Origin of the sequence: Ensifer sp. ENS07 (assembly GCF_014852185.1) — a bacterium.
GTDB lineage: Bacteria > Pseudomonadota > Alphaproteobacteria > Rhizobiales > Rhizobiaceae > Ensifer > Ensifer adhaerens.
Window position 1 is genome coordinate 388,829 of record NZ_JACVBE010000004.1, and the last position, 22,863, is coordinate 411,691.

Annotated in this window: 20 protein-coding genes, 1 tRNA gene and 1 pseudogene; 6 read left to right on the forward strand and 16 right to left on the reverse strand. The window is 63.5% G+C overall.

The window, feature by feature from the left end:
• Positions 1-144: 144 nt before the first annotated feature.
• The gene (locus tag IB277_RS16835; protein WP_090295071.1) at positions 145-702 is read left to right on the forward strand and encodes a fasciclin domain-containing protein; all 558 of its coding nucleotides are present in this window, start codon (positions 145-147) and stop codon (positions 700-702) included.
• 212 nt (positions 703-914) lie between these two features.
• Entirely contained in the window at positions 915-1,406 is a 492-nt protein-coding gene (gene msrB / locus IB277_RS16840; RefSeq protein WP_090295070.1) for a peptide-methionine (R)-S-oxide reductase MsrB, read from the forward strand.
• Positions 1,407-1,419: 13 nt separating this feature from the next.
• Here msrB and IB277_RS16845 read toward each other — a convergent pair whose 3' ends face one another.
• The 6 genes from IB277_RS16845 to rpmH form a co-directional block, all read right to left on the reverse strand.
• Complete coding sequence (locus tag IB277_RS16845) at positions 1,420-1,956, reverse strand: DUF1269 domain-containing protein (RefSeq protein ID WP_034797308.1); 537 nt, start codon at positions 1,954-1,956, stop codon at positions 1,420-1,422.
• 149 nt (positions 1,957-2,105) lie between these two features.
• The gene (gene yihA / locus IB277_RS16850) at positions 2,106-2,759 is read right to left on the reverse strand and encodes a ribosome biogenesis GTP-binding protein YihA/YsxC (protein WP_060607324.1); all 654 of its coding nucleotides are present in this window, start codon (positions 2,757-2,759) and stop codon (positions 2,106-2,108) included.
• A gap of 56 nt (positions 2,760-2,815) precedes the next feature.
• The gene (locus IB277_RS16855) at positions 2,816-3,748 is read right to left on the reverse strand and encodes a DMT family transporter (RefSeq protein WP_110818537.1); all 933 of its coding nucleotides are present in this window, start codon (positions 3,746-3,748) and stop codon (positions 2,816-2,818) included.
• 159 nt (positions 3,749-3,907) lie between these two features.
• The gene (gene yidC, locus IB277_RS16860) at positions 3,908-5,695 is read right to left on the reverse strand and encodes a membrane protein insertase YidC (RefSeq protein ID WP_034797302.1); all 1,788 of its coding nucleotides are present in this window, start codon (positions 5,693-5,695) and stop codon (positions 3,908-3,910) included.
• The gene (gene rnpA / locus IB277_RS16865; protein WP_034797300.1) at positions 5,695-6,093 is read right to left on the reverse strand and encodes a ribonuclease P protein component; all 399 of its coding nucleotides are present in this window, start codon (positions 6,091-6,093) and stop codon (positions 5,695-5,697) included. Before rnpA ends, yidC begins: the two co-directional genes overlap by 1 nt.
• Before the next feature lie 20 nt (positions 6,094-6,113).
• The gene (rpmH, locus tag IB277_RS16870; protein WP_060519824.1) at positions 6,114-6,248 is read right to left on the reverse strand and encodes a 50S ribosomal protein L34; all 135 of its coding nucleotides are present in this window, start codon (positions 6,246-6,248) and stop codon (positions 6,114-6,116) included.
• A gap of 397 nt (positions 6,249-6,645) precedes the next feature.
• Here rpmH and IB277_RS16875 point away from each other — a divergent pair, with 397 nt between their 5' ends.
• The 3 genes from IB277_RS16875 (at position 6,646) to IB277_RS16885 (ending at position 10,973) form a co-directional block, all read left to right on the forward strand.
• Positions 6,646-8,649, forward strand: coding sequence for a methyl-accepting chemotaxis protein (locus IB277_RS16875; protein WP_034797297.1), 2,004 nt, complete (start codon positions 6,646-6,648; stop codon positions 8,647-8,649).
• A 444-nt stretch (positions 8,650-9,093) separates the two neighbouring features.
• On the forward strand, positions 9,094-10,575 hold the full coding sequence (locus IB277_RS16880) for a HAMP domain-containing sensor histidine kinase (protein ID WP_060519828.1): 1,482 nt from the start codon (positions 9,094-9,096) through the stop codon (positions 10,573-10,575).
• A gap of 321 nt (positions 10,576-10,896) precedes the next feature.
• A tRNA-Arg gene (locus IB277_RS16885) sits at positions 10,897-10,973 on the forward strand.
• 235 nt (positions 10,974-11,208) lie between these two features.
• Here IB277_RS16885 and IB277_RS16890 read toward each other — a convergent pair.
• From IB277_RS16890 to IB277_RS16925, 8 genes are all read right to left on the reverse strand, one after another.
• The gene (locus tag IB277_RS16890; RefSeq protein WP_192371322.1) at positions 11,209-11,892 is read right to left on the reverse strand and encodes a hypothetical protein; all 684 of its coding nucleotides are present in this window, start codon (positions 11,890-11,892) and stop codon (positions 11,209-11,211) included.
• 220 nt (positions 11,893-12,112) lie between these two features.
• Positions 12,113-12,490, reverse strand: coding sequence for a MerR family transcriptional regulator (locus IB277_RS16895; RefSeq protein WP_090295064.1), 378 nt, complete (start codon positions 12,488-12,490; stop codon positions 12,113-12,115).
• A 492-nt stretch (positions 12,491-12,982) separates the two neighbouring features.
• Complete coding sequence (locus IB277_RS16900) at positions 12,983-13,414, reverse strand: DUF1810 domain-containing protein (protein ID WP_090295062.1); 432 nt, start codon at positions 13,412-13,414, stop codon at positions 12,983-12,985.
• 41 nt (positions 13,415-13,455) lie between these two features.
• Positions 13,456-14,442, reverse strand: a complete 987-nt coding sequence (locus IB277_RS16905; protein ID WP_090295061.1) for an aldo/keto reductase — start codon at positions 14,440-14,442, stop codon at positions 13,456-13,458.
• Positions 14,443-14,619: 177 nt separating this feature from the next.
• A complete protein-coding gene (locus tag IB277_RS16910) occupies positions 14,620-15,204 on the reverse strand; it encodes a YigZ family protein (protein ID WP_110818536.1) in 585 nt (194 codons plus the stop codon).
• A 220-nt stretch (positions 15,205-15,424) separates the two neighbouring features.
• On the reverse strand, positions 15,425-19,132 hold the full coding sequence (gene putA / locus IB277_RS16915) for a trifunctional transcriptional regulator/proline dehydrogenase/L-glutamate gamma-semialdehyde dehydrogenase (RefSeq protein ID WP_090295057.1): 3,708 nt from the start codon (positions 19,130-19,132) through the stop codon (positions 15,425-15,427).
• A 186-nt stretch (positions 19,133-19,318) separates the two neighbouring features.
• Complete coding sequence (locus IB277_RS16920; protein ID WP_034797263.1) at positions 19,319-19,633, reverse strand: YkgJ family cysteine cluster protein; 315 nt, start codon at positions 19,631-19,633, stop codon at positions 19,319-19,321.
• 40 nt (positions 19,634-19,673) lie between these two features.
• Entirely contained in the window at positions 19,674-20,480 is an 807-nt protein-coding gene (locus IB277_RS16925; RefSeq protein ID WP_034797261.1) for a phosphodiesterase, read from the reverse strand.
• A 200-nt stretch (positions 20,481-20,680) separates the two neighbouring features.
• Here IB277_RS16925 and IB277_RS16930 point away from each other — a divergent pair, with 200 nt between their 5' ends.
• Entirely contained in the window at positions 20,681-21,715 is a 1,035-nt protein-coding gene (locus IB277_RS16930; protein ID WP_060581832.1) for a proline racemase family protein, read from the forward strand.
• Positions 21,716-21,807: 92 nt separating this feature from the next.
• On the opposite strand, the gene IB277_RS38910 is transcribed toward IB277_RS16930, so the two are convergent.
• A complete protein-coding gene (locus tag IB277_RS38910; protein ID WP_309139233.1) occupies positions 21,808-22,146 on the reverse strand; it encodes a tetratricopeptide repeat protein in 339 nt (112 codons plus the stop codon).
• Positions 22,123-22,668: pseudogene (locus tag IB277_RS38915) on the reverse strand (sel1 repeat family protein); the annotation flags it as partial. The gene IB277_RS38910 and the pseudogene IB277_RS38915, both read right to left, overlap by 24 nt.
• Positions 22,669-22,863 lie beyond the last annotated feature (195 nt).

Below are 22,863 nucleotides of genomic sequence, written 5' to 3' on the forward strand. Positions count from 1 at the left end.
CTTATTTATCAATCGACTAACTTTCCTGAAAATTCCTGAAACTCTTTCTCTCGTCCTTCCGTTGCTTGTCTTGTTCCCCCGCAGGGAACGGCAGTTTCGGCGGGCGGCCCATGCGCCGCCTCCCTCAACAGGAAGGAAGAGAAGATGTTCACGTCTGCCATCCGCTTGGTCGCAACAGCGTCCGTCCTCGCAGCAAGTGCCTTCGTCGCCCATGCCGAAAATCCGATGGTCGGCGGCGCGCCGATGTATGCGGAGAAAAACATCGTCGAGAACGCCGTTAATTCCAAGGATCACACCACGCTGGTCGCCGCCGTCAAGGCAGCCGGGCTGGTGGAGACGCTGGAGGGCAAGGGGCCGTTCACGGTGTTTGCGCCGACGAATGCCGCCTTTGACGCACTGCCGGCCGGTACCGTCGACACGCTTCTGAAACCAGAGAACAAGGACAAGCTCGCCAAGGTCCTGACCTGCCATGTCGTTGCCGCCGACGCGATGTCGGCGACGATTGCCGAGATGATCAAGAAGGACGGCGGCGAGCATGACGTCAAAACGGTCGGCGGCTGTGTGCTGAAAGCCAGGGAAGACGGCGGCAAGCTGATGCTGACCGATGAAACCGGCGGTATGGCGACGGTAACGATCGCCGACGTCAAGCAGTCGAACGGCGTCATCCATGTGATCGACAAGGTGCTCCTGCCGAAAGGCTGAGTTCGGCGGCGCCTGGCCGCTGCCGGCGGCCTGGCGCTTACCATAGGTCGTATCACCGATGGCCTTTCACCGCGTCACGATGCTTTGAACGGCATTGTTTTGCAGCGGGTGTGTCCGGGCGGTATCGTCTATCGCGACATCCGACAAATCGACAACGTACAGCGCTCCGCGCGAATGATCGTGACGCGCTTTAGGCCAAGTGGGAGGTTAGCATGATCAGCCGGCGCGTCTTCCTGATGGCAGGCACGGCATTGGCCGCAGCATTCGCGTTGCGCGGGCTCACGCCGCTTGCATGGGCAGCGGGAATCGAGCCCTTCGAGGTCGTCAAATCTGATGCCGAATGGCGGGCAGCCCTCACCGACGACCAGTACCGGATCCTTCGGCACGAGGACACGGAGCGCCCCTTTACAAGCGCGCTTAACCACGAGAAGCGCAAGGGCACCTTCCAATGCGCCGGTTGTGCATTGCCGCTCTATTCGTCCGAGGCGAAGTATGACAGTGGCACGGGCTGGCCGAGCTTCTGGCAATCGCTCCCCAATTCCGTGGCGACACGGGAAGACAATTCGCTGCTCATGACCCGTACGGAATGCCATTGCCGCCGTTGCGGCGGCCACCTCGGTCACATCTTCGACGATGGCCCGCCACCGACCGGCAAGCGCCATTGCATCAATGGCCTGGCGCTCGCCTTCGTGCTGTCTCGATAAGCCAGCCGGACGATTAGGCGCCGGCGGGCGGTGCAGCCGCTGTTGTGCCGGAGAGCGCTGCCTGCAGCTTCTGCTCCTGTTCGGGCGAAAGCGACGTTTTCAGCACGCGGCCGCGCAGGTCGGGGAATTCGGCGAGAACCTTTTCCGGCTGAACCTTGCGCACCAGGATGAACAGAGCGGAGGAGTTGTTCGGGATGGTGTTGCCGAGCGACTTGATGAATTCGTCGTCGATACCGTAGTCGCTGAGCGAGCCCGAGAGGGCGCCGGCACCCGCGCCGAGCGCACCGCCGATTGCAAAGCCTGCCAGCGGATTGAGGAACAGGAGGCCGACCAGGCCGCCCCAGAGCGAGCCGGAGAGCAGGCCCGAGGTGGCGCCGACGGCGGTCAGGTTGAGGCTCTGCTTGAGGTGGACCTTGCCTTCGGTGTCGCGCACGACGACCACCGCATCCTCGAGGTCGATCAGATATTCCTTCTTCAGCCCGGCGAGCCGGACCAGAACCCTGTCAGCCTCCTCGGGGGAATCGAACCCGACAACGATCAAATCGGACATGTCACACTCCTATCTCTGGCCGCGCCACCGTTCTGGACGCAACGCAGAGATAGCGCGGATTGCATGTCGGGGTAGTGACAGAGATCAAAGACATCGATTTCGCATGGGCGGGTGCTTGCAGCGCGATGCCGGACGCCCTGAGGCCCCCTTTAGCGCGCGATCGCGATGCCGATTGCCGCCCGCAGCTCGTCGAGCCCTTCGCCCTTCTCCGAGGAAGTCGCAAGGACTTCCGGGAAGGCGGCGGGATGCTTCTTGATCTTTTCGAGCGTCTCGGCGATCAGCCGCGGCACGCCGGCGGCCTTGATCTTGTCGGTCTTGGTCAGCACGAGCTGATAGGAGACGGCTGCCTTGTCGAGCAGGTCGAGCACCTCGTCGTCGTTCTTCTTGATGCCGTGGCGGCTGTCGATCAGCACGTAGACGCGCTTCAGCGTCGAGCGGCCGCGCAGGTAGTCGAAGACCAGTTTTGTCCAGGCATCGACCTGTTCCTTCGGCGCCTGGGCATAGCCGTAGCCGGGCATGTCGACGAGCGCCATCGGCGGCAGGTCGTCGGCCTCGCCGGAAAATCCATCCGGTACGAAGTAGTTGAGTTCCTGCGTGCGGCCCGGGGTGTTGGAGGTTCTTGCCAGACCCTTGTGGCCGACCAGCGCGTTGATCAACGACGACTTGCCGACGTTCGAGCGGCCGGCAAAGGCAATCTCGGCCGGTCCTTCCGGCGGCAGGAATTTCATGGCGGGGACGCCGCGAATGAAAATCCACGGCCGGCCGAACAACGGCTTGTCGTCTTTGGGTCTGGTATCGGCCATCGGCGGTCGGTCCTTCATCGAGAAAGTCCTTGGCTTCAAGGTTTTGGCCGTGGATGTCAAGGCGTCGGCGTGCGGACCGGCCGTGTGGGGATGGTTTGCGTCCGCCGGAATTCGTTGAGCAGGTAGGCCAGCAGCGCCAGGAGAATGAAGGTGCCGCCGACGATCGTCCGGCTGCTCGGCACCTCGCCATGGATGATCGCGACCCAGAGCGGCCCCAGCACGGTTTCCGCCGTCCCGAGCAGCGCGGCCAAAGCCGAGGGCACCAGCCGGGCACCGGTCACGAAGAGCGCCATGCCAAGCCCGAGGTTGAAGGCGCCGAAGACGAAGAGCAGCGCGAGCTCGCCTCCAGTCACCGCCAGGCCCGAGGACTGACTGGCGGCAATGCCGCTTGCGGCAAAGCAGCCGAAGCAGGTCGCCGGCGTCATGCGCACATGCGGGTATCGGCGGGTAATGACGGTTGCCAGCGCGAAGACGACGGGGATCAGCAGCGCCAGCGCATCGCCGACCGGTGACATTGTTCCCGTCAGGCTTTCCGAGACCATGATCCCGACGCCGAAGATGACGGCGGTGATCGCGCCCCAGGTGAAGCGCGATACCCGCTCGCGAAACAGCACCCAGCTCATCAGCGCCGCAAACAGCGGCACCCCGGCGCCGAGCAGAACGACATTGGCGATCGTCGTGTAGGAGATCGCAATGATGAAGGAGGTCGAGGCGATGGTGAAACAGAGCCCGACGGAGATGCCCGGCCAGCCCATGCCCTTGAACAGGGCCACCGTGCCGCGCGGTCCGTCACGCACCAGCATGAAGGCGAGCAGGAACAGGCCGGCAAACAGGCAGCGCCAGAAGACGATCGTCCAGCTGTCGGAAATGTGCAGGAACCGCGCAATCGCGCCGCCAAAGCTCCAGAAGAAGGCCGAGCCGAAGACGAGCAGGGCGCCAAGCTTCTCGCTGGCGGCGAACGGGGCGGAGGTGGCCGACGGATCGGTCATGACAAATTGTCCTGGAGCAGGGGCGCGCTGATTTCAATAACGCCAGATGCCCGGACCGCACGTCCGCGTCAACGCCATCCGCGTGTCGCGCCGCGGCGTGGAAACAAAAAAAGCCCCGGACCGAAGTCCGGGGCTCTGCGATTGTGCTACCGGCTGGCGTCATTCCGCCGGTTTGGGCTTCTTCGAGAACAGGCCCTTCAGATTATCGAAGAGCTCGATCTTCACGCCCTGGCGCTTCATGATGATCGACTGCTGCAGCACCGAAAGCGTGTTGTTCCAGGCCCAGTAGATCACGAGACCGGCCGGGAAGGAGGCCAGCATGAAGGTGAAGACCACGGGCATCCAGGTGAACAGCATCGCCTGGGTCGGATCCGGCGGCGTCGGGTTCATGCGCATCTGCACGAACATGGTAACGCCCATGATCAGCGGCCAGACGCCGAGGTGCAGGAAGGCCGGACCGTCGAACGGCAAGAGGCCGAAGAGGTTGACGATCGTCGTCGGATCGGGCGCCGAAAGGTCGTGGATCCAGCCGAAGAACGGCGCGTGGCGCATCTCGATGGTGATGTAGATCACCTTGTAGAGCGCGAAGAACACCGGGATCTGGATGAGGATCGGCCAGCAGCCGGCCAGCGGGTTGATCTTCTCTTCCTTGTAGAGCTGCATCATCGCCTGCTGCAGCCCCATGCGGTCGTCGCCGAACTTCTTCTTCAGTTCCTCCATCTTCGGCTGAACCTTCTTCATGTTCGCCATCGATGCGTACTGCTTGTTGGCAAGCGGGAAGAACAGACCCTTGACGACGATCGTGGTGATCAGGATCGCGATGCCGAAGTTGCCGAACAGACGGAAGAAGAAATCCATCATTTTGAACATCGGCTTGGTGATGAAGTAGAACCAGCCCCAGTCGATCAGCTTGTCGAAGTTGGGGATCGAGTAGGCCACTTCATAGTTGTCGACGACAGGAACTTCCTTGGCGCCGGCAAAGACGAGGTTCTTGATTTCCGAGGACTGACCGGGCGCGACCGTGATCGCGTCGCTCTTGTAGTCGCTCTGGTAGCGCGCGCGACCGTCGGTGAAGTGCGTGAAGCGCGTGTCGTAGGGGGTTGCCTGCGGCGGAACGATCGCCGCTGCCCAGTACTTGTCAGTAATGCCGAGCCAGCCGCCGGTTGCCTTGCCCGGCTCGACCGACTTTTCGTCCTCGATCTTGCCGTACTTCAGTTCCTGCAGGCCATGCTCGCCGAGCACGCCGATGAAGCCTTCATGAAGTACGTAGACGCTCGGCGTCGTCGGCTTGTTGAAGCGGGTCACGCGGCCGTAGGAGGAAAGGCTGAGCGGCTCGGCTGCGCCGTTCTTGATGCTGTCGACCACCTGGAACATGTAATGTTCGTCAACCGAGATGGTTCGGTTGAAGGTGATGCCCTTCTCGTTGGTGAAGGTCAGCGTCACCGGGGTCGCCGCGGTCAGCTTGTCGCCGCCCGAAAGCGTCCAGACGGTCTGCGGGCCGGGCACGGTGCCGGTTGCGTCGCTGCCGACATAGCCGATTTCGGCAAAGTAGCCGTCGACCGTTTCGGCCGGGCTGAAGAGGGTGATGACCGGGCTCTTCGGATCGACCGTCTCGCGGTATTCCTTGAGCTTCAGGTCGTCGAAGCGGGCACCGGTCAGGTTGATGGAGCCGGAAAGCGCCGGCGTGTCGATCGCAACGCGGGCCGATTTGGCAATCGCCTGGTCGCGGTTTTCACCGGCGCCCGGGATCGCGCCGCCGCCCGGCAGAGCCTGGCCCGGCGTCGCTTGAGTCGGCGTTGCCGACTGCGATTGCGCCTGCTGGGCCTGCAGCGCTTCCGCAGCGATGCGTTCCTTTTCCATCTTCGGATTGACGTAAAGGAACTGCCAGGCAATGAGGATCAGCACGGACAGGCCAATCGCCACGAAATAGTTGCGGTTTTTTTCCATCATAGTTTCCTGGAACCGGCCGGCGGCCGCTTCTGTTTCGGCTTGTTTTCGATGCGCTCGTGAAGGCCCCGGGTCAAGGCGTCGAAGGGAGCATTCAGGAGTTCGCGTCGGGCGACAATCACATAGTCGTGTCCGGGTTTCATTGCAAACCCGGCGGAAAGCCGCACCGCCTCTTTCAGGCGTCGGCGCATCCGGTTTCGCTCGACGGCATTGCCGTGTTTCTTGGTGACGGTGAAGCCGACGCGGGCTTCGCCTTCCGGATCGTTGCGGTCGAGCACTTCGAGGAGAAACAAGGGGCCTCTGCGGCCTTCTCCTGCCCGAACGGCCAAAAACTGCGGACGGCTTTTCAGCCGCCCGACAGTCGTTTTGTCTTTATCTGACGTCATGTGCCCGGACACTGGTTTCGGGCAACTTCGGCTTAAGCCGAAAGACGCTTGCGGCCACGGGCCCGGCGGGCCGAGAGGACCTTCTGGCCACCCTTGGTAGCCATACGCGAACGGAAGCCGTGGCGACGCTTGCGGACAAGCTTGGACGGTTGGTAGGTACGCTTCATTTATTTAATACCGCGGTGTGCGGCCCTTCTTGGGTTTGCGTGTAGCAAGGAGCGTTTACGTTATCGGACATGGCTCCGCCATTTCGGGCAGGAGGGCTTGACCGGACGTGCGCGGCTTATAAGGGGAATTTTCCCGGAAAGTCAATTGCGGGCGGCGATTCAGTGGCGACAGCACCGCAAAAACCGCCGGCGCACCCGCCAAAGGCGATCCGTCGGGCCGCGAAAAGGAAGGCCAACTAGCCGAGATTGGTAAATGGAGCCCTAACTGGATCTCCCCAGAATGCCGGTCGAGGGCGACGAGCTTTATTAACCACGCCTATTTTAGGGTCCCTCCGGTGCATATGGGGCGGCGGCATGTCCGATAATCGGAAGCTCTCGTCACTCCGTGGAGGTCGGGATGAAAATACGCGGTAAGATCAATCTAATTGTCGGCATCATGAGCGTGCTGGCGGTTGCGGTGACCGGCATGTCGCTGGTTGCTGTCAGTAAATACAACGAAAAGTTCCACCAGTACGAGAACGTGGCGAAGCGCGCCTTCTACGCGGAACGCCTCAATCGTCTGGTGACCGCGGTCGTCATGGAATCGCGTGGCATCTATGCCGCCCCGACCATCGAGAAGGCCAAGCCCTTTGCCGAGGGCATTCGCAAGAATCTCGACAAGATCGACACGCTGCTCGCCGATTGGCGCCCGCTGATCCCCGCCGACACCAAAGCGTCCTTCGACACGCTGGTCGCCCGCGCCGCGGAATTCAGGACCTTCCGCGTCGAGACGGCGCGGCTTGGCGAAGAAGTTTCACCGCAGGCTGGCAACGAGCAGGGCAATACCGACGCCAATCGCGCCAACCGCAAGGCGTTCCAGGAGCAGATCGACGGCGTCGTCGACATCAACCTGAAGACGCTTGAAGTCGTGACGGCTGACGTTGCCACCTTCGAGCGCAGCGTGATCATCACGATTCTTGCTATCGCCGGCCTTGGCCTCATCGCCGGCATTGGAGCGGCCTTCTACATCGCTACGAACCATTTGAGCCGTCCGATCCTCGAGTTGACCGGCAAGATGAAGCAACTGGCTGGCGGCGATCTCACCGCGGACGTGCCCTTCGTGGGCCGCAAGGACGAGATCGGCGAAATGGCAGAAGCCGTTCAGGTCTTCAAGCAGAACGGCCTGGCCGTACGCGACCTCAACGCGCAGGAAGCGGTACTGCGTGAAAAGAGCGCCGACCTGCAGTCGAGCATCGGCGTCGTTGTTGCGGCCGCTGCCGCCGGTGATTTCACCAAGCGCATAGGCAAGGACTACGAGAACGACGACCTCAACCGCTTTGCTGGCAGCGTCAACGAGCTGGTCGGCAGCGTCGATGCCGGTATCGCCGAAACCCGCCGAGTGATTGCGAGCCTTGCGGCCGGCGACCTGACCCAGAGCATGAACGGCCATTATCAGGGTGCCTTCGCCGAGCTGCAGAAGAACGTCAACGAAACCCTTTCCACGCTGCAAAAGACGCTGCGCGAGGTCCGTGTGACCACCGACTCGATCAACGGCAATTCGTCCGAGCTGCGTTCGGCCGCCGACGATCTGTCAAAGCGGACGGAGCAGCAGGCCGCAGCCCTTGAGGAAACGTCTGCAGCGCTCGACCAGATCACGGTTGCGGTCAAGAGCTCCACCGAGCGGGCGCAGGAAGCGACCGTCATGGTCAACGAAGCCAAGCACAGTGCCGCGCAGTCGGCGGCCGTCGTGCGCAACGCCGTCGACGCCATGGGCCGCATCGAGCAGGCCTCGAGCGAAATCGGTCAGATCACCAACGTGATCGACGAAATCGCCTTCCAGACCAACCTGCTGGCGCTGAACGCCGGCGTCGAGGCAGCCCGTGCCGGCGATGCGGGCAAGGGCTTCGCGGTCGTCGCACAGGAAGTGCGTGAGCTCGCCCAGCGTGCCGCAAGTGCCGCCAAGGACATCAAGTCGCTGATCTCGAAGTCGGGCAGCGAAGTGGCAACCGGCGTCCGCCTGGTACAGGAGACCGGTTCGGCACTTGGCGAGATCGAGGAACGGGTCCTGAAAATCAACGACCACATCCACTCGATCGCGACGGCCGCGCGCGAACAGTCGACGGGCCTCAGCGAAGTCAGCACTGCCGTCAACCAGATGGACCAGGTGACCCAGCAGAACGCCGCCATGGTGGAAGAGGCGAATGCCGCAACCCACAAGCTCTCCGGCGAAGCCAACAATCTCGCGAGCCTGATCGCCTACTTCAAGGTCGACAATGTTGCCGCCCGGCCGATCGCCGTGGCTCGGGAGACGGCCCAGCCGGTCGCATCGCCCGCCCGGCGCATGATGGGCAACGTCGCCCGCGCGTTTGGCGGCGGCGGCTCCGCTGCGGCGGTTGCCAAGGACGATTGGGAAGAGTTCTGATCGGCGAATTGCCTCACCAAGTGATTGGAGCCCGCGGTGCCATAAGGTGCCGCGGGCTTTCTGTTTCGTGAGCCTTCCAGACTTGCCCTCGATCAGGCCGCACGGCTGTCCTTGTCGTCCGCAAGGCTCGCCACTCGAACTGTTCCCTGGGTGACTTACACCGATGCCAATTCTGTGCAGGTAGGTCGAGCCGAGGCGGCGGCGCGCCGAAATTTGCTTCGGCGATGCAAGGGGAGAAAAATGGGCGGGACGCGATCCTTTGTCATGATCGACGGCACGAGACGAAGAGACAGCCGCGCCTATGCCGCACCCTCTAAGGTCCGTCTGCGATTGGAAAAACGGCGGCCATCTCCTATTATGCGCCCCAGGCGCGATGCCCCATGGCCCGGATGTTCATACGGGGTCCCAGGCGTTTTGGTTGACGGGCAGGAAAGTTTGTAAGGCATGGCGGAAGAAACACGTCCGGCGATGGCAGGCGAGGCATTGAGAACCGGTGCCGGGTTTTTCCGCGGCCTATCCGGCAAGCTGCTGCTCTTGACCATTGTCTTCGTCATGCTGGCGGAAGTGCTGATCTTCGCGCCGTCAGTTGCCACCATGCGCATTCGCTGGCTCGAGGATCGGCTGAATACGGCAGCCGCTGCTGCCGTCGTCGTCGATGGTCTGCAGAATGTCGAACTGCCGCGCAGCGTCCAGAAGGACACGCTGATGGCGACCGGCACGAAGGCGATCGTCATCCGGCGCAAGGACGCCTCGCGCATGATCGCGCTCACCGACATGCCGCTTGAGATCCAGGGCGAGTACGACGTCGCCAATTCCACAGCCGTTGCTGCCATCCGCGATGCCTTCGATACGCTGCTCTTCGGCGGCGACCGCGTGATCCGCGTCTATGGGCCGCTCGGCGAAAGCGATGCGACGATCGAGCTCCTGATGAAGGATGCGAGCCTGCGCAAGGCCATGCTCGTCTACTCGCGCAACGTCTTTGTCCTGTCGCTGATCATTTCGCTGATCACCGCGGCGCTGATCTTCCTGGCCATCAACCGCATGCTGATTGCGCCGATCCGGCGCATGACGGCCAACATGCAGGAGTTTTCCAACGATCCGGCCGATCCGGCCCGCGTGCTCGTACCGCCGCAGGGGCACGACGAACTCGCCGTCGCCGGGCAGCATCTCGCCAGCATGCAGCGCGAGCTGCAAAAGACGCTGAAGCAGCAGAAGAGCCTGGCCGAACTCGGGCTCGCCGTGTCGAAGATCAACCACGACATGCGCAACATCCTGTCCTCGGCGCAGTTGATTTCCGACCGCCTGGCCGACGTGGACGACCCGGTGGTCAAGCGCTTCGCGCCGACCCTGCTGCGCACCATCGACCGCGCCGTCGGCTACACCCGCGAGGTCCTGTCCTACGGTCGCACGACCGAGGCCGAGCCGCATCGACGCTTCGTTGCGCTGAAACCGCTGGTCTCCGATGTCGCCGAATTGCTGGCGATCGATCCGCAATCCGGCATCGATTTCCAGATCCAGATGCAGGACGACCTCGAAGTCGACGCCGACAGCGAGCAGCTCTTCCGGGTGGTGCACAACATCTGCCGCAACGCCGTGCAGGCGCTGACCAATCACGAGCCGGAGGATGGCCGCCCACGCACCGTTGCCGTTTCCGCCATGCGCATCGGCAGCGTCGTCACCATTTCCGTGGATGATACCGGGCCCGGCATGCCGCCCAAGGCGCGGGAAAACCTGTTCGCCGCTTTCCGCGGCTCGGCACGCTCCGGAGGCACGGGGCTTGGGCTGGCGATCGCGCGCGAACTGGTGTTGGCCCATGGCGGCACGATCGCGCTCGTCGAAAAGCCGACGCCGGGCACGCTGTTTCGCATCGAGCTGCCCGACCGGCCGGTGCCGCTCGACGCCTTCCGTTCGAAGTTCCGCCATTAGCGCCGCACATTCACCCTCTTGAGTGTCGAGCCGGAACCGTTGGTGATTCCATATTTGGGCGGGGTCTGACCGACCACCGCGCGCGGCTCGTCTGGCGCATGGGCGGCGGAGGTGGCACCCTTCAATTATTTTTCGCAGCCAGGTCCTGCGGCGGCACCCCTTGCTTTCCAGCGGGTTCAGCGCCGGCGCGGTTGCCTCGGTCCACAGCAAAGCGGGCGTGCCGTCGTAAAAATGAAATTTTTTACAGAACGGCGCTTGCAATCCCCGAAAGGACCCTTTAGAGAACCGCTCACGCAAGCGGTTCGACCGCTTCAGGCAAAAGCACCCGTAGCTCAGCTGGATAGAGCACCAGACTACGAATCTGGGGGTCAGGAGTTCGAATCTCTTCGGGTGCGCCATTCTTTTCAAAGGCATAGATGATGTCTAGATCCGGTTCTTCCTGATCGCCACTTGGGTCGCGCGTCGCGACCTTGCGTTTCGCGACGCGCCTCTCACATCCTTCAAGTGTCTTCGTTTGCAGCGTTCCGCGGGCCAGGCTTGCGGCTGGTAAATCGCGGTGCCGCTCCTTCACTGGATCCGAATCGAGCAGTCAGCGGCCCTGAGGGCTCGCGTTCCCTCAATCCGGTAGGCCGATCAGGACTGGCCCAGGCTGTAGCCCTTCTCGACGAGCCAGGCATCGTGAAGCCACTTTTCCGTTCCGCGGCGTCCGGGAAAGCTGATCCAGTGAATGTCGCGCTCGAAGACCATGACCTTGCGGTCCGCGCCGACGATGACCCATATCCAGAGGCCGTCGGCCTGGTTGCGCATCTTGACCTTCATGCCCGTGAGGGTCAGGTCCTCGGTGCGTCCCTTGCGGGTAACCCGTAGCGGCTCGTCATGCGGGTCGATCCAGCTGATCCTCATTCCCGGCAGAAGGTCCGGCGCCGCTTCACGCAGGAAGTCCATGGCGATTGCCTGCGCTTCCTCGCGTGTCGGCAACAGGTGGCGGACTAGGTCCAGATCGATCCGGGCAAAACCCTTGAGGCGGCCGTCGTCGGCGATGACGGTGCTGAAGTGCTCGCCGCCGAGGGCGGCATTGCGTCCGTCGGCGCGCTCGTAGCGGACGAGTTCCGCAGCTTCACCATCGACGACGGCGGTTCGGCGGGCTGCCTCGCGGTAACCGGCGGGCATGAAGGCGCCGATGGTGGCGGCTGCGGGGTGGGCACTGCCGGTCGCGGCTGGCGTTGCCTTGGTCTCTGCCAGGGCCATGTTTGCGGTTGCCGTGACGGCGACAAGGCCGAGGGCGGCAAGGACCGCGAGAGGGCATCTATGCGGCATGTCCAGAGCTCCTTTTGTCTGGTTTGGGGGGGGGGCGGAAGGTGGTCATGAGATCGAGCCCTGCGATCGCGGATCGCCAAGGAGAGCGCTCAAGAAGCTGACGCTGCCGACAACGGAAGCGGAGCCGGCGCGGGCCGAGCCAGTAGGGCAAGTGAACCCATTAGCGTAACCTGACGTCAAGTGTAGATCAAGCATATGCCAAATCCCATTGGTGCCGCGCTTACTTTTGCCGCGCCTCGGAGATCAGCCCGTGCATGCGGGCGATGTTGTTTTCGAGGTCCCGTTTGAATGCAGAGAGTTCGTCGAGTTGGGCGTTCGTCTTGTCGAGTTGGGCTTGCAGGATTTCCAGCACGCGCTCCTTTCCCCGGATGCCGCTTGTATCCTCGAAATAGAGGTCGATGACAGCGGCGATCTCGTCGAGGCTGAGACCGAGACGCTTCAGCGCCGCGATCTTCTCCAGTCGTTTCGCGGCGGTCTCGTCATAGTATCGGTAGCCGGCCCCTTCGCGCTCGGCCGGCTTCACCAGGCCCAGCCGCTCGTAGTAATGGATCGTGCGGTGGCTGACGCCGGCCCGTTCCGACAGTTCCCCAATTTGCATGAGCGACGACAATCCGGCACCTATCTAAACCTGACGTTGGGTGTAGATTTAGAAGGCAATCTGCCATTCGTCAATGGTTGTCGTGCCGCTTGTTTCGCGCCCGTCAGTGGCAGCCTCGGCGACGCTGACCTTCGAAAGGATTAGGAGACAATAATATATGTTAGTATATAATGATTTACGCTGCTCGTACGCGGTGTCACGGCGGCAATGGGCCGGGCCGCAACGATCAAGAATCCGATCACGAAAGCGCGGGCGGGTTCACGATCTTTTGACGCCGAAGTGTGAAAATCGGTCCCTCGGCTTCCTATATGAAGGGGGAAGGGGCCGCTGAAGAAGGGAGGTGCCGATGTATCGCTATATGATGAAAGAACTGCTGGTGATTGTTGCTGGCCTTTCGGTTTGTGCCTTCATGATCCTGTTCTTCCTGATCCATTCGACGCCCAACCTCTGACGGTCGCCGAAACGCGCATCTTGAGCGCTTGAACGCCGGCATCAATGCCGTTGCGCCAGGATTTCCATAGTGCGCCGATCCTTCTCTCCCGCGAAATAGCGCGCAAGCGCCGCTCCGAACGGCCCCCCGTCTTTCTCGACCTCGGCAAACAGGGTCATCGATGACCGGAACTTCATGTCATCGGGGCTGGAGAAAATGTCGTGGGCCGATCTGCCCGTAACCGCATTGGTCCGCTCGGTGCATTCGCGCAGCCTGGGGCCGAGCGCCGGATGGGCGAGATAGGCCGACGCTTCGCCGAGCCCGGATATCGCATAGCGCTCTGCCATTGCCGAATGGCCAAGGCCAGCAAGCTGCGGAAAGACGAACCACATCCAGTGCGTTCGCTTTTGGCCGTGCGCGAGTTCATCGAGGACCGCGGCATAGACGCGGTCCTGTGCGGTGACGAACCGCTGCAGATCGAAGGGATCGCTCATGTCGCTGCCCCCCTTTGGTCGCCCCGTCGGTGAGGCGTCAGTTACCAGCGATGATGAACATGAACCTTCACCAGCCGCTCGTAAACCGCGGCAATCGCCGCCTTGGTCTCGTCGTCGATGGCGGCAAGCGCGCTGGCAGCGGCGTTGGATTGCGCCTGAGCCTCACTACGGGCGCCCGGGATCACCACGGAGACCGCCTGCTGCTCGAGGATCCAGCGGAGCGCAAACTGCGCCATAGGCACGCCCTCGGGCACCAGCGGGCGAAGCTGCTCGACGGCTTCCAGCGCCGCCTCGAACGGCACACCGGCAAAAGTCTCGCCGACATCGAAGGCTTCGCCATGGCGGTTGAAGTTGCGGTGGTCGTCGGCTGCGAATGCGGTATCCTTGCTGATCTTGCCGGAAAGCAGCCCCGAGGCGAGCGGCACGCGCACGATGACGCCAACATTCTTTTTCTGCGCTTCCGCGAAGAACAGTTCGTGCGGACGCTGGCGGAAGATGTTGTAGATGATCTGCACGGTCGCAACGCCGGGATATTCGATCGCTTTCAGCGCTTCCTCGACCTTTTCGACCGAGACGCCATAGTGGCGGATCTTGCCCTTGGCAACGAGCCGGTCGAGCGCGCCGAACAGTTCCGACCTATAGTAGACCTCGGTCGGCGGGCAATGCAGCTGCACCAGATCGAGCGTCTCGACGCCGAGATTTGAAAGGCTGCGGTCAATGAAGGCCTCGATGTTTTCGCCGGTATAGCCTTCGGTCACATGCGGGCTCAGCCGGCGGCCGGCTTTGGTTGCGACGAAGGGCTTGTCGCCCCCGCGCTCCTTCAACACCGCTGCAATGATCTTTTCGGAGCGGCCGTCGCCATAGACATCGGCGGTGTCAACGAAGGTGACGCCAGCATCGAGCGCGGCATTGAGCGCGCGCTTGCCGTCTGCCTCGCTGACATCGCCCCAGGAGCCGCCAATTTGCCAGGCGCCGAAGCCGATTTCGGATATGGTTGCGCCGGTCTTGCCAAGAACTCTCGTCTTCATCGTGCTGTCTCCTGTTTGTGCGTCGCGGATCATACGCTGGCTGGGGCGCTTCTAATATGACTGTTCGGATCGAGTAAATTAGCGCGGGACGTGGCGCAGGATACCGCGCACATTTTTCGGCAGTGACCCGTTCGTTGCGGTCGGTGCTGCGCCGTGGGGTTTCTCGGACCTAAGGGGCTAGTCGTCCAGCGAAACCACGGCCTTGCCGCGGCTGAGGTCAAGGACCATGGCGAGGATCGCCTCCGCCTCGTCCTTGCGAAGCTCCACCGCCAGCACAGGCCCCTTGTCGGTGAAGCTCTCATTGATGATCGCCACATCGCGCGCGAGAAGCCGCGCCTTGATCAGCGCCATGTCGGAAAAGTCGAGGGCGACGGTGGCGCGCACGGTCTCGATCATCTCGATCTTTTCCGCCGCCCTGAGGCACAGCGCCGCCGTGCCGCCATAGGCGCGCACCAGGCCGCCGCTGCCGAGCAGGATGCCGCCGAACCAGCGGGTGACCACGACCGCGACGCGGTCGAGCTCCTGGCCGTCTATGGCCGCGAGGATCGGTTTTCCGGCCGTGCCGCTCGGCTCGCCGTCGTCACTGAAGCGATAGGCCTGGCCGATGCGCCAAGCCCAGCAATTGTGGTTGGCGGTAGGATCGGAATGGGCGGCGAGGAAGTCTTTTGCCGCCTGTTCATCGGTAATGGGCGCGGCAAAGGCCAGAAACCGGCTCTTCTTGACGTCCTGGTTTGCCGTTTCGGTGCGCTTGAGGGTGAACATTGCTGCTTCCGTTTCTCAGACGCTGATAACGGATTGTTGGGGGCGGCGCCACGGTGGATGCAGCTTGTGCTCTGGTAGATGCGGTCACGATGGAGACCGCACACACTTCGCCGTTGTCCCGGAACGAGTGCAGGGGCGAGGACGCCCTATTGGTGAAATGTCAGTCAGTTTAGCCCTCTCCCACGACGGGGAGAGGGCGCTTCGCAAGATATGGAACCGATCAGCCGATCGCCATCAGGCTGGCATTGCCGCCGGCCGCTGCCGTGTTGATCGAGGTCGAGACCTCCTCGAGCAGCCAGTTCAGGCAATAGGCGTCGGGGTTCTTGACGATCTCTTCGCTCGAAGCCGCCTGGACGAGAACGAGCGGGCCGGGAAGGCCGGCGATCGTCTTGCTGACTTCGCGCACGCGGGCACCGTCACCTTCGACGAGCGCGCCTGCGAACGGACCGTCGGCGGCCCAATCCTTCGACCAGGAAAGGCGTGCGGCGATGCTCGCCGGCAGATCCTTCAGCGAAGCCTGCAGACCGGAAGCCGCGTCGACGACGACGGTGTTGCCGGTCGCAAGGGCGGCACCCAGCTGGTGGTAGAGGCCGGTTTCGGTGGTCGGAACCAGCAGCACGCGGCCACGCGGATGCAGCGCATAGAGGTTGCGCTCGCCGACCGGGCCCGGAAGTTCCGAGTGAAGCCCGAGGGCCGAGTTGCTGCCGGCGGTGCGGGCGGCTTCGGCTTCCGCCTTTTTACCCTTGCCGTCGAGCCACTTGGCAAAGTCGAGCAGAACAGGATCGGTGTGAACCGAGCTGTGCTGCGGCGGGACCGGGGCGGTGGCGACGAGGCGGCCGAGATAGAGCGGGCCGCCAGCCTTCGGGCCGGTGCCGGAGAGGCCACGTCCGCCGAAGGGCTGAACGCCGACGACGGCGCCGATGACGTTGCGGTTGACGTAGAGGTTGCCCGCCTTCACCCGCGAGGTGACGTGGGCGATGGTCTCGTCGAGGCGCGTGTGCAGACCGAAGGTGAGGCCGTAGCCGGTGGCGTTGATGTCGTCGATCAACCGGTCGAGATCGTCGCGGCGGTAGCGGATGACGTGCAGAACCGGACCGAAGACTTCGCGCTTGAGGTCCGAGAGCTTGTCGAGCTCGACGATCGTCGGCGGCACGAAGGTGCCCTGTTCGGTGCCGGAAGCAAGGCCGATCTGCTCGACCTTGCGGCCGAGGCCGCGCATGGCATCGATGTGCTTCTCGATGATGCCCTTGGCCTCAGCGGTGATAACAGGGCCGACATCGACCGAGAGCCGGTCGGTGCGGCCGATCTTGAGCTCATGCAGCGCACCCTTCAGCATCGAAAGCGTGCGGTCGGCAACGTCTTCCTGCAGGCAGAGTACACGCAGCGCCGAGCAGCGCTGGCCGGCGCTGTCGAAGGCCGAGGCGATGACGTCGCCGACGACCTGTTCGGCAAGTGCCGAGCTGTCGACGATCATGGCGTTCTGGCCGCCGGTTTCGGCAATCAGCGGGATCGGCCGGCCGGCGGGCGACAGTCGATCGGCAAGCTGCGCCTGGATCAGGCGGGCGACTTCGGTCGAGCCGGTGAACATCACGCCGGCGATCTCAGGCGCGGCAACGAGCGCCGCACCGATGCGGCCGTCGCCGGGGAGCAGCTGCAGCGCGTCGGCTGGAATGCCGGCCTCGTGCAGAATGCGCACGCCTTCGGCGGCGATCAGCGGGGTTTCTTCAGCGGGCTTCGCCAGCACCGGGTTGCCGGCGACGAGCGCGGCGGCAATCTGGCCGGCGAAGATCGCCAGCGGGAAGTTCCATGGGCTGATGCAGACGATGGGACCAAGCGCCTTGTGAGCCGGGCCGAGCGTGCGACGCGTCTGTTCGGCGTAGTAGCGTAGGAAGTCGATCGCTTCGCGCACTTCGGCAATGGCGTTCGGCAGCGACTTGCCGGCTTCGCGGGCGATGAGGCCAAGCAGGGTCGGCATGCGCGCCTGCATCAGGTCGGCAGCGCGGGTAAGGCAGGCGGCGCGCTCGGCGGGCGAGACGGCGGCCCAGCTCGCGGCGGCCTTGGCGGCAAGCGTCGCTGCCTGGCGGGCGTCGGCTTCCGATGCCTCGGTGACCGAGCCGACCACGTCGCGGTGGTCGCCGGGGTTGACGACGGCGCGGGTTTCGCCGGAGGCGGGCCCCGTTGCCAACTGCGGAACGGCCTTCCAGTTAACCGTCGCACTTGCCTGGAGCGCTGCGGTCAGCGAAGTCAGGCCGGCTTCGTTCGAAAGGTCGAGACCGGCGGAGTTGCGGCGCGTGTCGCCGAAGAGGTTGTCGGGCAGCGCGATCTGGTCGTGCGGTGCGCCAACGACCGGCATCGCGCGCACGATCTCGACCGGATCGGCAATCAGTTCGTCGACCGAGACCTTCGGGTCGGCGATGCGGTTGACGAAGGAGGAGTTCGCACCGTTTTCGAGCAGGCGGCGAACGAGGTAAGCCAGCAGCGTCTCATGGGTGCCGACCGGCGCGTAGATCCGGCAGGGACGGTCGAGATTGCCCTTGCCGACCACCTCGTCATAGAGCGGCTCGCCCATGCCGTGCAGGCACTGGAACTCGTACTTGCCGACCTTGAAGTCCTTGCCGGCCATTTCGTAGATGGTCGCCAGCGACTGGGCGTTGTGGGTCGCGAACTGCGGGAAGATCACGTCGGTTGCGGCCAGCAGCTTCTTGGCACAGGCGATGTAGGAGACGTCGGTGTAGATCTTGCGGGTATAGACCGGAAAGTCTTCGAGACCGTCGAGCTGCGCGCGCTTGATCTCGGCGTCCCAGTACGCGCCCTTGACGAGGCGCACCATGACGCGGCGGCCGGCGCGGCGCGCAAGGTCGATGATGAAGTCGAGCACGTAGGGGCAGCGCTTGCCATAGGCCTGGACGACGAAGCCCATGCCGGCCCAGCCGGCGAGATCCTTGTCGAGGCAGAGTTCTTCGAGCAGGTCGAGCGAAAGTTCGAGACGGTCGGCTTCCTCGGCGTCGATGTTGAGGCCGATGTCGTATTTCTTGGCGATAACGGCGAGCGCCTTCACCTTCGGCAGAAGCTCATCCATGACACGCGACGCCTGCGAACGGGCGTAGCGCGGGTGCAGCGCCGAAAGCTTGATCGAGATGCCGGGGCCTTCATAAATGCCGCGGCCGGCCGATGCCTTGCCGATGGCATGGATCGCCTGCTCGTAGTCGCGGTAGTAACGCTCCGCGTCGGCAGCCGTCGTCGCCGCTTCGCCGAGCATGTCGTAGGAATAGCGGAAGCCCTTCTGCTCGAGTGCGCGCGAACGGCGCAGCGCCTCGTCGATGGTTTCGCCGGTGACGAACTGTTCGCCCATCATGCGCATTGCCATGTCGACGCCGCGGCGGATGACCGGCTCGCCGCAGCGGGCGATCAGGCGGGTGAGCGCGGCGGAAAGGCTGCGGTCGTTGACGGTTGAGGTCAGCTTGCCGGTGACGACGAGGCCCCAGGTGGCGGCGTTGACGAACAGCGAGCGGCCACCGCCGATATGCGACTTCCAGTCGCCGTCGGCGATCTTGTCGCGGATCAGCGCGTCACGCGTCGCGGTGTCCGGAATGCGCAGCAGCGCTTCGGCCAGGCACATCAGCGCCACGCCTTCCTGGCTGGAGAGCGAATATTCCTGCACGAGGCCTTCGACGCCCGAACCCTTGTGCTTGGCGCGTAGCGCTTCGATCAGCTTGCGCGCCGTCTTGGCGGCGGCCGCGCGGGTGGTGGCGTCGAGCGTTGCGGCTTCGACCAGCGCCGGCAGCGCTTCCGTTTCCGGCCGGCGGTAGGCGGCGGTGATCGCCTGGCGCAGCGTGCTCTGCGGTCGGACTGGCGGGGCGAACTCGGCAAAGGGAGCCTGAGGCGCGCCGGTCTCTGCAGTGGTCTTGTGAAGCGGTGTCTGGCTCATCGAGCGCTATCCTCCGGGAAGCGGTTTTGAAGGCGCGGCGCGCCCTCGATCGTGGGCGGAAAATACGCTTCCTTTCGCCGTACATCCATCCGGCAAATTTGATCTTTGGCGGAATGTTTCACCGTCCCACGCGCACGGCGCCGCAGAGGATGCGGAATGTTCGCAATATCGCCGGATGATCCGGTGTTATGCGGCCTTGCCGAAATGCTTCTCGCGGGCCATCAGGCACTCGTCATCGCCCGGCATGCAGGTGCGACAGACGATCGGTCGGATCGCGTAGATCTTGCAGCCGACATGGTCGCCGAGCTTGCCGTTGAGCGCCAAGCAGCGATCGTCCTCGCAACGCATGCCACCGAGATCGGCGGACACATACTCCGCCGGGATCAGGTCGAGCTCCTCGTCCGTCTCCAGCGAGAAACGCGGCCAGTCGGCCGAATAGGCGCAGCAGGCGCCGCAGCTCTGGCAATCGAAGCTTTCGTCGAGGGATACGGGTTCGGTCATGCCGTCAAACTAGCATGAAGGCCGTGCGTTCGAAATGGCCTTACGCGATGGCGGCATCCCGGCGAGCGATCTCGTAGTCCTCCGTATGCACCAGCACGCCATCGGCGGTCACGACAGCGATGCCATAGGCCGCCGGCTCGTCGACCGACAGCGACGCGTCCGGTGCGTCGAAGGGCATCGGCTGCTGGTGCACCGGGCTCTTGAAGACCGAGAAGGGAATGCCGCGGGAAGAACCACTGATCGTGCGGTGCACATGGCCGGCGAAGATGTGCCGGACATTGCCGTGCCGTTTGACGAGATCATAAAACTCCGCCTCGTTGGCGAGCCGGATCATGTCCATGCCGCTAAAGCCGGTCCTGTGCGGCGGGTGATGCATGAAGATGAGCACCGGCCGGTCGCCGGCATCGGCCAATTGCCGGTCGAGCCAGGCGAGCCGCTTGGCGCAAAGTACGCCGGCATGGCTGGTCGGATAATCATAGGGCGGGGCAAACAGCGTATCGAGCAGGAGGACGCGGCAGTCGGCAAAATCGATCGCCTGCTGCACGAAGCCGTTCTCGTCGGTCTCGGCATCGGCAAAGACGTCGCGGAACACCTCGCGCCGGTCATGATTGCCGATGGTGATGGCGACCGGCGGCGTAAGCTGATCGATGAGCCGCTTCAGGCGCTCGTAGGACGCGCGGTCCGCGTAGTGGGTGAGGTCGCCCATGAAGACCACCCGGTCTGCGTCCGCATGGTAGCGGTTGACATGCGCGATGCCGTTGGCCAGCCGCTGATGGGGGTCAAGGCCGATGATTGTCGTACCCTCGGGCACCATATGCAGGTCGGTGAAGATGATCAGCTTTGTCATGGAGTTCCAGAGGGTTGCGTCCGATTGGCCCAAGCTGTCGCGCCGACGGGCGTGCGTCAAGCCGCATCTTTGGGCTCGACAGACGAACTGCGGCCCGCGGTTTTTCTTGCGGGCGCGCGCGGAAAGCGGTAATGCAGGCGCATCTGATATATCAGCCATGGTCGCCGCTAAGGCTATGGCAAACGCGTTGGAGAAACGGCATGCGGTGGAAGCGCACGATCCAGTTGCTGGACGTTCATTGCGAGGGTGAAATCGGCAAGGTCGCGATCGGCGGCGTGCCGAAGATCCCGGGCAACTCGATCGCCGAGCAGCTCAACCACATCAACACGGTCGATGACAGCCTGCGCCGGTTCCTGTGCCTGGAGCCGCGCTCCGGCTCGATCGGGTCGGTCAACCTTCTGGTGCCGCCGAAGCGGCCGGAAGCCGATGCCGGCTTCATCATCCTGCAGGCCGACCAGGCCCATGCCATGTCCGGCTCGAACTCGATCTGCGTCACGACCGCGCTCTTGGAATCCGGCATCATAGAGATGAAGGAACCCGAGACCGTCGTCATGCTCGACACTGCCTCCGGCCTCGTCAAGGCGACCGCCACCTGCCGCGACGGCCGCTGCGAAAAGGTGAAGCTGACGATGGTGCCGTCCTTCGTGCATGAGCTCGACGTCGAGGTCGAGACGCCGAAGTGGGGCAAGATCAAGCTCGATCTCTGCTACGGCGGCATCTTCTACGCCCTGGTCGATGTCGGCCAGATCGGTACCACGATCGACAAGGCGAACGCCCGCGAGATCGTCGAAGCCGGCATGATCCTGAAGGACATCGTCAACCGCACCATCCCCGTCGTTCATCCGGAAATCCCGGAGATCAAGGGCGTCGCCTATGTGATGTTCCGCGATGTCGAGGCTGACGGCACGATCCGCACCTGCACCACGATGTGGCCGGGCCGCGTCGACCGCTCGCCTTGCGGCACGGGCAGCTCCGCCAACCTTGCGACGCTGCATGCGCGCGGCAAGGTCAAGGTCGGTGACGTCCTGAAGTCCCGCTCGATCATCGGTTCGGAATTCGAAGTGGGCCTCGAAGGGGTCACGACTGTTGCCGGTCGCGAGGCGATCATCCCGACCATTGCCGGTCGCGGCTGGACCTTCGGTCTGCACCAGGTGGCGCTCGACCCGTTCGATCCGTTGGCCGATGGCTTCGCGCTCACCGATACCTGGGGGCCGCAGGCAGGCGAAATCCGCTAGTCGGTCGCGTTCTTAGGGGGTGTTCTAAACGAAAACGCGGGCCGAAGATCATGGGATCTCCGACCCGCGTGGCCCTTGGGAGGCGTGTTCGATTACTTGATGCGGCTTGCCTTGGGGAGCATGGCTGTCTCAAACCCATCGCTTACGCTGAGTGCGGCGAGCTTCTGGCCGGCAAACGCATCGCCTTCATTGGCGGCCTTGCGGAAGATTTCCCGTGCCGCAGGGATGTCCTTGTTGATGCCTTCGCCGTTCTCGAGCATCAGGCCGAGATTGACCATGGCATCGACATTGCCCCTGTCGGCGGCCAGCCGGTAGAACTTGGCGGCCTTCGCGTTGTCCTCAGCGACCAGCTTTCCTTCGTCCAGGATGACCGCGAGATTGAAGGCGGCGACGTCGTCGCCGGCGAGGGATGCCCGCTCGAACCATGCGATCGCGAGTTCGCCGTTGACCGAGGTTCCCATGCCGTCGCGATAGGAGACGCCGAGATTGTAGGCGGCGAGAATGTTGCCGGCGGCGGCGGCCTTCTGGTTCAGCGCGAATTCGGTGGCGGTATCGCCTTCTTCGCCGACGAGAACGGCATAGTTGGTCATGGCCAGCGCGTGGCCATGTTCGGCGGCTTCGCCGAGAATGCGTTGCGACTGGATCTTCTGGCCGGCCTTGTCGAGAACGCGGGCCAGCTGAAACTCGGTGCGGGCGCCACTCTTCTGGTTATAGGCCTCGCGGCAGGCCGACAGCGCGACGCCGATCTTGATGTCCTCAGTGGCAACGGCCGGGAAGGCCATATTGCGTTGCAGGTCGAAAATGCTGCCTGCCTCGCGGTCGCAGACGTCGGCTGCGGAAAGCTCGGCGGCGCGGGCTGAAGGAAGTGCGATCGCAGCAACCGCCAGCAAGCTGACGACAGCCAGGAATACGGCGTTGATGATGCGGGTGCCGGATGCGCTGCGATTTTCCATGAAGCTCTCCCTTCTCTTGACGGTGAACTTATCCCTGCTCGTTGGAGACGGCTGTTCCGGCGGGAACAGCCCGGCAACGAAAGCTCGGGCGAAGTGGCGAGGGACTGCTGCGGGCCGGCCCTGCGCCCGCTTGCATCCGGGAGCGCCGGGGCTATCCTCGCAAGGCGGCAGCGATACGGGAGATAAGCGATGGAA

What these genes read in the sequence shown, in the direction of transcription:
- IB277_RS16855 (WP_110818537.1), bottom strand. Translation starts at nt 3,748, where the DNA reads ATGACCGATCCGTCGGCCACCTCCGCCCCGTTCGCCGCCAGCGAGAAG.
- IB277_RS16900 (WP_090295062.1), bottom strand. Translation starts at nt 13,414, where the DNA reads ATGAGCGATCCCTTCGATCTGCAGCGGTTCGTCACCGCACAGGACCGC.
- yihA (WP_060607324.1), bottom strand. Translation starts at nt 2,759, where the DNA reads ATGGCCGATACCAGACCCAAAGACGACAAGCCGTTGTTCGGCCGGCCG.
- IB277_RS16890 (WP_192371322.1), bottom strand. Translation starts at nt 11,892, where the DNA reads ATGCCGCATAGATGCCCTCTCGCGGTCCTTGCCGCCCTCGGCCTTGTC.
- IB277_RS16895 (WP_090295064.1), bottom strand. Translation starts at nt 12,490, where the DNA reads ATGCAAATTGGGGAACTGTCGGAACGGGCCGGCGTCAGCCACCGCACG.
- yidC (WP_034797302.1), bottom strand. Translation starts at nt 5,695, where the DNA reads ATGGAAAAAAACCGCAACTATTTCGTGGCGATTGGCCTGTCCGTGCTG.
- IB277_RS16875 (WP_034797297.1), top strand. Translation starts at nt 6,646, where the DNA reads ATGAAAATACGCGGTAAGATCAATCTAATTGTCGGCATCATGAGCGTG.
- IB277_RS16930 (WP_060581832.1), top strand. Translation starts at nt 20,681, where the DNA reads ATGCGGTGGAAGCGCACGATCCAGTTGCTGGACGTTCATTGCGAGGGT.
- IB277_RS16920 (WP_034797263.1), bottom strand. Translation starts at nt 19,633, where the DNA reads ATGACCGAACCCGTATCCCTCGACGAAAGCTTCGATTGCCAGAGCTGC.
- IB277_RS16880 (WP_060519828.1), top strand. Translation starts at nt 9,094, where the DNA reads ATGGCGGAAGAAACACGTCCGGCGATGGCAGGCGAGGCATTGAGAACC.
- IB277_RS16845 (WP_034797308.1), bottom strand. Translation starts at nt 1,956, where the DNA reads ATGTCCGATTTGATCGTTGTCGGGTTCGATTCCCCCGAGGAGGCTGAC.
- IB277_RS16910 (WP_110818536.1), bottom strand. Translation starts at nt 15,204, where the DNA reads ATGTTCACCCTCAAGCGCACCGAAACGGCAAACCAGGACGTCAAGAAG.
- IB277_RS16905 (WP_090295061.1), bottom strand. Translation starts at nt 14,442, where the DNA reads ATGAAGACGAGAGTTCTTGGCAAGACCGGCGCAACCATATCCGAAATC.
- msrB (WP_090295070.1), top strand. Translation starts at nt 915, where the DNA reads ATGATCAGCCGGCGCGTCTTCCTGATGGCAGGCACGGCATTGGCCGCA.
- IB277_RS16925 (WP_034797261.1), bottom strand. Translation starts at nt 20,480, where the DNA reads ATGACAAAGCTGATCATCTTCACCGACCTGCATATGGTGCCCGAGGGT.
- rpmH (WP_060519824.1), bottom strand. Translation starts at nt 6,248, where the DNA reads ATGAAGCGTACCTACCAACCGTCCAAGCTTGTCCGCAAGCGTCGCCAC.
- IB277_RS16835 (WP_090295071.1), top strand. Translation starts at nt 145, where the DNA reads ATGTTCACGTCTGCCATCCGCTTGGTCGCAACAGCGTCCGTCCTCGCA.
- putA (WP_090295057.1), bottom strand. Translation starts at nt 19,132, where the DNA reads ATGAGCCAGACACCGCTTCACAAGACCACTGCAGAGACCGGCGCGCCT.